The organism is Pseudoalteromonas sp. OFAV1 (genome assembly GCF_021532595.1).
GTDB classification, from domain to species: domain Bacteria; phylum Pseudomonadota; class Gammaproteobacteria; order Enterobacterales; family Alteromonadaceae; genus Pseudoalteromonas; species Pseudoalteromonas lipolytica_C.
On the sequence record NZ_JAKGBG010000087.1, the window covers coordinates 1 to 6278 of the forward strand.

General features: G+C 37.9%; 9 protein-coding genes. 6 read left to right on the forward strand and 3 right to left on the reverse strand.

The window, feature by feature from the left end; translation table 11 throughout:
• Window positions 1–81: 81 nt before the first annotated feature.
• From L1267_RS23370 to L1267_RS23380, 3 genes are all read right to left on the reverse strand, one after another.
• Entirely contained in the window at window positions 82–360 is a 279-nt protein-coding gene (locus L1267_RS23370) for a hypothetical protein (RefSeq protein ID WP_235384397.1), read from the reverse strand.
• A 41-nt stretch (window positions 361–401) separates the two neighbouring features.
• Entirely contained in the window at window positions 402–707 is a 306-nt protein-coding gene (locus tag L1267_RS23375) for a hypothetical protein (RefSeq protein WP_235384399.1), read from the reverse strand.
• 142 nt (window positions 708–849) lie between these two features.
• Complete coding sequence (locus tag L1267_RS23380; RefSeq protein ID WP_235384400.1) at window positions 850–1923, reverse strand: hypothetical protein; 1074 nt, start codon at window positions 1921–1923, stop codon at window positions 850–852.
• 435 nt (window positions 1924–2358) lie between these two features.
• On the opposite strand from L1267_RS23380, the gene L1267_RS23385 reads away from it, so the two are divergent.
• The 6 genes from L1267_RS23385 (at window position 2359) to L1267_RS23410 (ending at window position 6048) form a co-directional block, all read left to right on the forward strand.
• The gene (locus tag L1267_RS23385) at window positions 2359–2637 is read left to right on the forward strand and encodes a hypothetical protein (protein WP_235384401.1); all 279 of its coding nucleotides are present in this window, start codon (window positions 2359–2361) and stop codon (window positions 2635–2637) included.
• Between the two features lie 30 nt (window positions 2638–2667).
• Complete coding sequence (locus L1267_RS23390) at window positions 2668–2886, forward strand: TrfB-related DNA-binding protein (RefSeq protein ID WP_235384402.1); 219 nt, start codon at window positions 2668–2670, stop codon at window positions 2884–2886.
• 63 nt (window positions 2887–2949) lie between these two features.
• Window positions 2950–3294, forward strand: coding sequence for a hypothetical protein (locus L1267_RS23395; RefSeq protein WP_235384403.1), 345 nt, complete (start codon window positions 2950–2952; stop codon window positions 3292–3294).
• 88 nt (window positions 3295–3382) lie between these two features.
• The gene (locus L1267_RS23400) at window positions 3383–3859 is read left to right on the forward strand and encodes a hypothetical protein (protein ID WP_235384404.1); all 477 of its coding nucleotides are present in this window, start codon (window positions 3383–3385) and stop codon (window positions 3857–3859) included.
• Window positions 3860–3896: 37 nt separating this feature from the next.
• A complete protein-coding gene (locus tag L1267_RS23405; protein ID WP_235384405.1) occupies window positions 3897–5480 on the forward strand; it encodes a hypothetical protein in 1584 nt (527 codons plus the stop codon).
• Between the two features lie 79 nt (window positions 5481–5559).
• Window positions 5560–6048 (forward strand): hypothetical protein, encoded by a 489-nt coding sequence (locus L1267_RS23410; protein WP_235384406.1) that lies wholly within the window; start codon window positions 5560–5562, stop codon window positions 6046–6048.
• The last annotated feature ends 230 nt before the right edge of the window (window positions 6049–6278 follow it).

Below are 6278 nucleotides of genomic sequence, written 5' to 3' on the forward strand. Positions count from 1 at the left end.
GAAACCGAATACCGGTTAACAAATCGCCCTCTATTTAACTGTATGCATATACAGTACATAATAATTCCTACTTCATTAAAGTCAAGACCGTTCGCCTTGACTCGCAGCTAAAGCAGGCGAGAATGTGTCGAACATTTGTTCAAATGTTGGAGCGTTATCGCAAAGGCTATGTATAGTGATAAGTTTCGACCATGCAGTGCAATTTGTTTTCATATCATGAATTGCCGTGATCTGTTTGGTGCCATTTTGTAGTAAATTAAAACTAACAAATGATGCTTCTGACAAGCTTTGAGTCACTTCTAATAGCATATGCAAGTTTGAACCAACTTGCGTAATTTGCGCTTTGAATAACGTTAGCATAACTCATTGCCCTTAAAATAGTGAAGAAAGAGCCGCTTTAATTAGCGTAGCTCTTGGCCAAATTGGTTAAAGTGTCGAAGAATGAGTGTATCCATCAGCGCATTTTTTACCAATGTCATTTTTTCATTTGGAATAGGTTTACCGTAATTCTCGGCCCAACCATTGACTGTTTTAAATTCCGATAAAGTTAAAGCTTTACCATTTCTAAGCTTATCCATTAAAGCTAACAAAGGTTCATAAGCATATTCATCAAAAGCTTTTGATAATAGTTTAAAAGCCATTCTTCGTGCTTTGTAGCGAGTATCTTGCTGCTGTTCGATTTTACGTACTTCGCTTAAACTTTTCATTCCGTTGTGCCTATTAATTAACTTATCTTAAGACCAATTATACACGCATTGGCGTGTATTTCAAGCTTTGTTAAAAGGCTTATCATAATTTAACAAAAAACTGAGAGTATTTATCAGATACCCTCAGTTTGTGTGTAATGACTTAAGCTAACATGCCGCACTCTGATAATGTATAGCTCGTTGGTTCATCTGAAACTTCATATTCTTTACCATCTGCTGCTGTCACTGATAATGTAAATTGTTCAGGTAGTGACAAGCCGACATGCTCAGAAAACACATCAAGCGCGGCATTGGCAATTTGATCTTCACTAACGTTAATTAAAATAACATCAGTTGTTGGTTCGAACTCAAGGTCGTCATCGTGCATATCAAACACTGTAATGCATTCATTCAATGCCACTTTAACGGTAACTCGAGTCATGATCTCGATAGGCTCCCATAAGCCCGATTTACTTAATACCGCAGGCATATAACCTTCTGGAAAATCACCCGTAAACGGCTTACGTGCAATATCCTTAACCAGATCGTCACCATTATCAATAATAATCTTCGGGATCAGTACTATCTCATCAGCATAAACGCTGTCACACTCTTCTTCGCCCCATAAATACTCTACTTCATCAAACTTCTTGCCAGTTTTAGTTTGAGTACCGCATGTTTCATTAAAATAATTCTTCGCTGCTGCAATCATTTCATCGCATAGCTTATTAAATAGCACTGGATCATCATCACCCGCAAAAAATCCACTAGTGCCATATGCTTCAAGTACATTCTTTTCTTCACTGGCCTGCAAAGTTTTAAGATCAGCTTCCATGTCTGGAATATCTGCACGGACGTGCGGTTCACATGAACTATTTGCTTCTGAAATAAACCGATATAGATCTTTAATTCGTTCTTCTCGGTCTACTACCGTGTACTCCACAATTTCATTGTGAACTAAATCTGTAGGGATGTAGTAATCATTTATGCCAAGAAACTGTTCACCTTCATAGCAAAAGTCAATTTCATAGGCGCGGATATCATCGTTAGCTTCGATTTCTTTAATAAGAGGCGCTAGCTGGTCGTAGTTGTCAAAATCTAGAGATTTTGCAAGTGACTCATTGAGTTTATTTTCGTTTTTAACCGGTGTTTCGCTGTACGTTAAGATAGCTATTCTCAGTGCATCTCGAAAAGCATCAACTGTAGAAGGTAACGTGATTGTAGTACGTTTAGTCATATTCTTATCTCCAAATAGTCGGCTGTTATTGTTGATTGTGGCTATCCGTTACACAAAGCAGCCTTGTATTTGAAATATAAGGATACATTGTCATTTTTCGTATTTTCCCACTACATACTGTGGATATTCTAAGTTTGCACCGTGCTCTATATTTATAGAGTGGATAGCGACAGGGACCGCTCCCTCTTGGCCACCTAATACGAACTTCAACGTCGTATCACCTAACCAGTAAGTGTATAGTAGCAAGATATCATAATTAATGCAAGAAAAGATAAATCGATTTCTAGTTTTTATTTTCTTTGCTCCACCTTGAGTTTTATCTTTATTTGATATAAAATAAGGCCCTTAATTAAACGCTCCTTACTCTCTTAAGTGGCTTTTAAAAATTGTCGTTTGGCGCTACCATAACAACATTGGATAACTTGGAATTACAGCATGAGACAGTTAAACGTTTGCCGGGAACTTGCCATTGCCTTAGTAGATATCTACGATCACCTTTCGATTGATAACAAAGAACACCCAAGCTTAATTGAAGGGGTTATTGATAGACATACACTTGATTTTGACTTGCTCTTGGACAAGTTGACTGACCAAAATAGTGACTTAATGATGAATGCTGGCATTGTTCTGGACTTTCGTAAGGCGCTTATTGGCAAGCATGAAGGTGATGACATCAAAATCACTTATAAGCTCGAAAGAGCTAAATCATTCTAAATAAAAACCACAACATCAGGAAGTCATGAAATGACGTTAGAACAACTTAACACATTGGTTAAATTAATGGGTGGCAATGTAGATAGTGTCGCTGTAAAGGCCGCTAAACTTGTGCTAGTGGAGGGCGTTAGCCAAGTCGATGCAGCTAAGCTACTTGGCGCAAAACCGAACACTATAAATAACGGGGTTCAGCGATATAAAAAGGCCCATCAAGAAATTCAGAAAGTTTATCTCGAAAAAGAAAAATAACACTTGAAGTACATCTCTAGGCGTGTATAATAGACCTTAAGCTAAACAACTGAGTACAGAAAGATGTCTATTACTACACTTAATAATCTAGAATCAGAACTTAAAAAACTTGAAAAAAGTTCACTTGATGTATACGCAAAAGGTTTTATCCGTGGGCGTTGGGCATCTGAAGATTTTGCTCAACAATTCTATGATTGTCACGCTGATGCACTCAAAATTAAAGCTAAAATCTCAGCTATTAAAGACGAGCTTCGTGACGCTAAAGTCAATAACACACCAACAGAAACCGCCTATGCGACCGAACTTAAAGAGCGCAGAGCAATTAAAGAGGCTAACGTAACCTCACTCTCACATGAACGCGCTAGACGTAGACTCACAAAACAAGCAGACGGGTTCATTTCCCACTAAAAGAAGGGTGACATCACCCTTCTAAATCCTTAAAATTAAGTATTCTTAGACGCAATTTTGCGATTTTAAAACAACAATAGTGAATCTTATGTCTTCTATTACAGCTACATCTATTTTTATTGGTTCTAATGATGCACCAGCTCGAACTTATTCAGCTGCTACAACTGACTTGGCTATAGAACAGTTTTATGACGACCTTTTAAGTACGGGCCATTTTAATGTTGCAACATTAACAGATCCGCGACATGGTCAGCGATTGCTTGCTATTGTTAACATCAGTGTATTTCTTCATGTAGCACAAGCGATAGCTGATTACGCAACGTCTTGCGCAAACCCAGAGCATTTTGAAGTGCTTTCTGATAATGATGAGTCTATTTACATTATTATTTCACCTAAAGCCGCTCAGGAGGATTTCTTTGAATTTATTAGCAACTTTGTCTCTAGTTACAGTGATACCTGTTCAGACATCACTAATAAAACTGTTGCCCGACTAAAGGAAGTCTTTACTTCATACACGAATGAACCAAACATTAAGTTTCTTATTAACTATAAACTTAGTCTTTAATTACCATAATAAACGTTTAACATAGCAGGGAATCAATATGTCAGATAGTAATCGCGAATCTACCCTTAACAATCTACTGAGAAACGCTTCTGAGGCGGGTGAGCTCGACTTGGTGATGTTCGCCATTGAAAAAGGGGCCAACGACCATAAAGAGTCTAGCACTTGCCTAGATAAAGCAATTACAAGTAGTTCTGTAGAATGCTTCGATTACCTGCTTGCAAACAATAGCGACTTGAATGGCCATTTATTCTTGAATGGCGCATTATCAGCACCTAAACACTATGGTATTGAGCGCGATCCAGAAATGCAGCTTTATATGTTTAATACACTTCTTCAGCATGTTGATCCAACACCGTTGCAATATGACCCTAAAAATCGAAACGAACATTTCTTAGGCCGTATTTTTAAACATGGCAGAGTAGACTTATTTGCTTCTGTGTTAAACAAATATGAAATCAAAGAGATTATCACACCTAAGCTTTTGCCTGAGTTCATCAAAATCTTATCTGTGGGCGCTATAGAGCTTTCAGTCTTTAAAAATATGTTGATTGAATTAATCGAGCACTACCGCCCTCTACGCCTCGACAATGAGCCTACATTTATTAAATCTCTGTTTAAGTTTGGTATGAGTGACTACTTAAATCAACTACAAAATGATAACGAGATCAACCTTAATCGCGAGGAAACCATTTCCTCTATTCATGATTTAGATGACTTTATTGTAGCTTGTCAAATCAACCCTTTACTGAAGGTTGATGAATATGGCGCCTTATCTATATTCAAAAATAAAACCATTACAGAAAACTTAACAGAAGAGAAGCTATGTATTCTTTTAGATAGACTCGATGGCGATAGATACGAACACTCGTTTGGCGTAATTTGTAATCAATTAGCTCAATTCAACCATCTTAGTTTGGTTAAATCTGCTTTCTTACATGTGTATGCTACTCGAGAGGGTATCGATTTAATTAATGAATTTGGTTCTTACATTCATGCCCTAAGTTGCAATGTCGATGCGCAAATTGTCATCAAAACACTTGATGAATACGCACAAGATCCTGTTTTGGCTCGCAAGTTCTTCTCAAGTGAAACCCTTAGTTTAAATTCGATCTTTCCTAATAACATGCTCCGCTATACAATCCGAACTAAAGTGATTTTTGAGAAAGTTGTAGAGTTATACAAGCACCTTTTCAACGATTTTTACACTTTCATTATACGCCCAAGCACAAGACATTCTGAGAGCATCGGTGATTTAGCCCCTAAATACCCTTGGATCATCACAGCACTGATCTCAGCTATTAATGATAACCCAGAATTAAAAGAGAACTTTGAGCGTTCTTTAGATATGACTTACAAGTATTCTAAGCGAAGCATAAGCGCTTGTGCCGGACTTTATTTAAGTCAGAATGACAAGTACTCAAGCACATTAAAAGGCGAAGCATACTGTCGAATTCTAGCTGCAAGCCATAAGAAGATTCAAGAAGCTTTGGAGAGCACAACGAACGCTCTGGCTGCTAAGCTACTAATTGAAACGCTGGATATTGCCCCTCTTCAAGCTATGCAGGAATTCAAATTAAAGCCAACTGTCAAAAAACACTTGCTTCAAAGTTTGACGCATTAAAAAGTAAATAAATATGTTGTACAAATATCTTTTTTGTGCAACAATACACTTAACTTAAAACATAAGATTGAGATTTATTATGAGCGTTAAAGAGAGATTTGAACACATTGATACTGTTCTTGGCCAAGTTAGCGAACAGTTAAAAGCTGAGACAGATGCATCTATGGCTGAGGTATTAGCTATGAAAGAATCATTAGCTATCGCCGACAAAGCTCTTGAGCGACTTGAAGTGGCTGTTGCTCAAAACTCTTTAGGTTCATATACTCAGAAAAATTTAGATGAACAATTCGAAGCCATCTCAAACCTTACCGTTCTTGTTGAATTTGAAGATGACTCTCGCGACTTTGAACTGCCGTTTATTGATGCACTTAAAGCGTTAAATAAGCGAATTGTTGACCATCTCAATCACTCAGACCTCGCTAAAGAGGCCATGACGGATTATGATAGCGGCCGTGAAACCGAATTTGACCCATTTAAAATGGAACAAGAGGTTGATGACGAGCAAGCCTCACTTGAGACCTACGCTTCATCTTTGAGACAAGCATACTTTAAACTTAAAGGTAAATAATATTGACCTGTTAGCGCTTGTTTGCGTTAAATATCGATAGGTACAATTACCGTGAACTACTCGGAGCTAAAGCTCGCGAGCTTCCAAGATAGTAGTCTAAGCTACTAACCTTTCTTTTTTGACGCTTCGTTGGACACTGCTAATCGAGCTTTTGGCTCGGCTAGTCTTACGATTTCCTCCACGTCCACTATCTGACTTAGTTCTGAGAACTCCATCGTCAGACAACTCCG

Coding starts and splice junctions, on each gene's coding strand:
- L1267_RS23385 (WP_235384401.1), top strand. CDS start 2,359: ATGAGACAGTTAAACGTTTGCCGGGAACTTGCCATTGCCTTAGTAGAT.
- L1267_RS23410 (WP_235384406.1), top strand. CDS start 5,560: ATGAGCGTTAAAGAGAGATTTGAACACATTGATACTGTTCTTGGCCAA.
- L1267_RS23395 (WP_235384403.1), top strand. CDS start 2,950: ATGTCTATTACTACACTTAATAATCTAGAATCAGAACTTAAAAAACTT.
- L1267_RS23370 (WP_235384397.1), bottom strand. CDS start 360: ATGCTAACGTTATTCAAAGCGCAAATTACGCAAGTTGGTTCAAACTTG.
- L1267_RS23400 (WP_235384404.1), top strand. CDS start 3,383: ATGTCTTCTATTACAGCTACATCTATTTTTATTGGTTCTAATGATGCA.
- L1267_RS23390 (WP_235384402.1), top strand. CDS start 2,668: ATGACGTTAGAACAACTTAACACATTGGTTAAATTAATGGGTGGCAAT.
- L1267_RS23375 (WP_235384399.1), bottom strand. CDS start 707: ATGAAAAGTTTAAGCGAAGTACGTAAAATCGAACAGCAGCAAGATACT.
- L1267_RS23380 (WP_235384400.1), bottom strand. CDS start 1,923: ATGACTAAACGTACTACAATCACGTTACCTTCTACAGTTGATGCTTTT.
- L1267_RS23405 (WP_235384405.1), top strand. CDS start 3,897: ATGTCAGATAGTAATCGCGAATCTACCCTTAACAATCTACTGAGAAAC.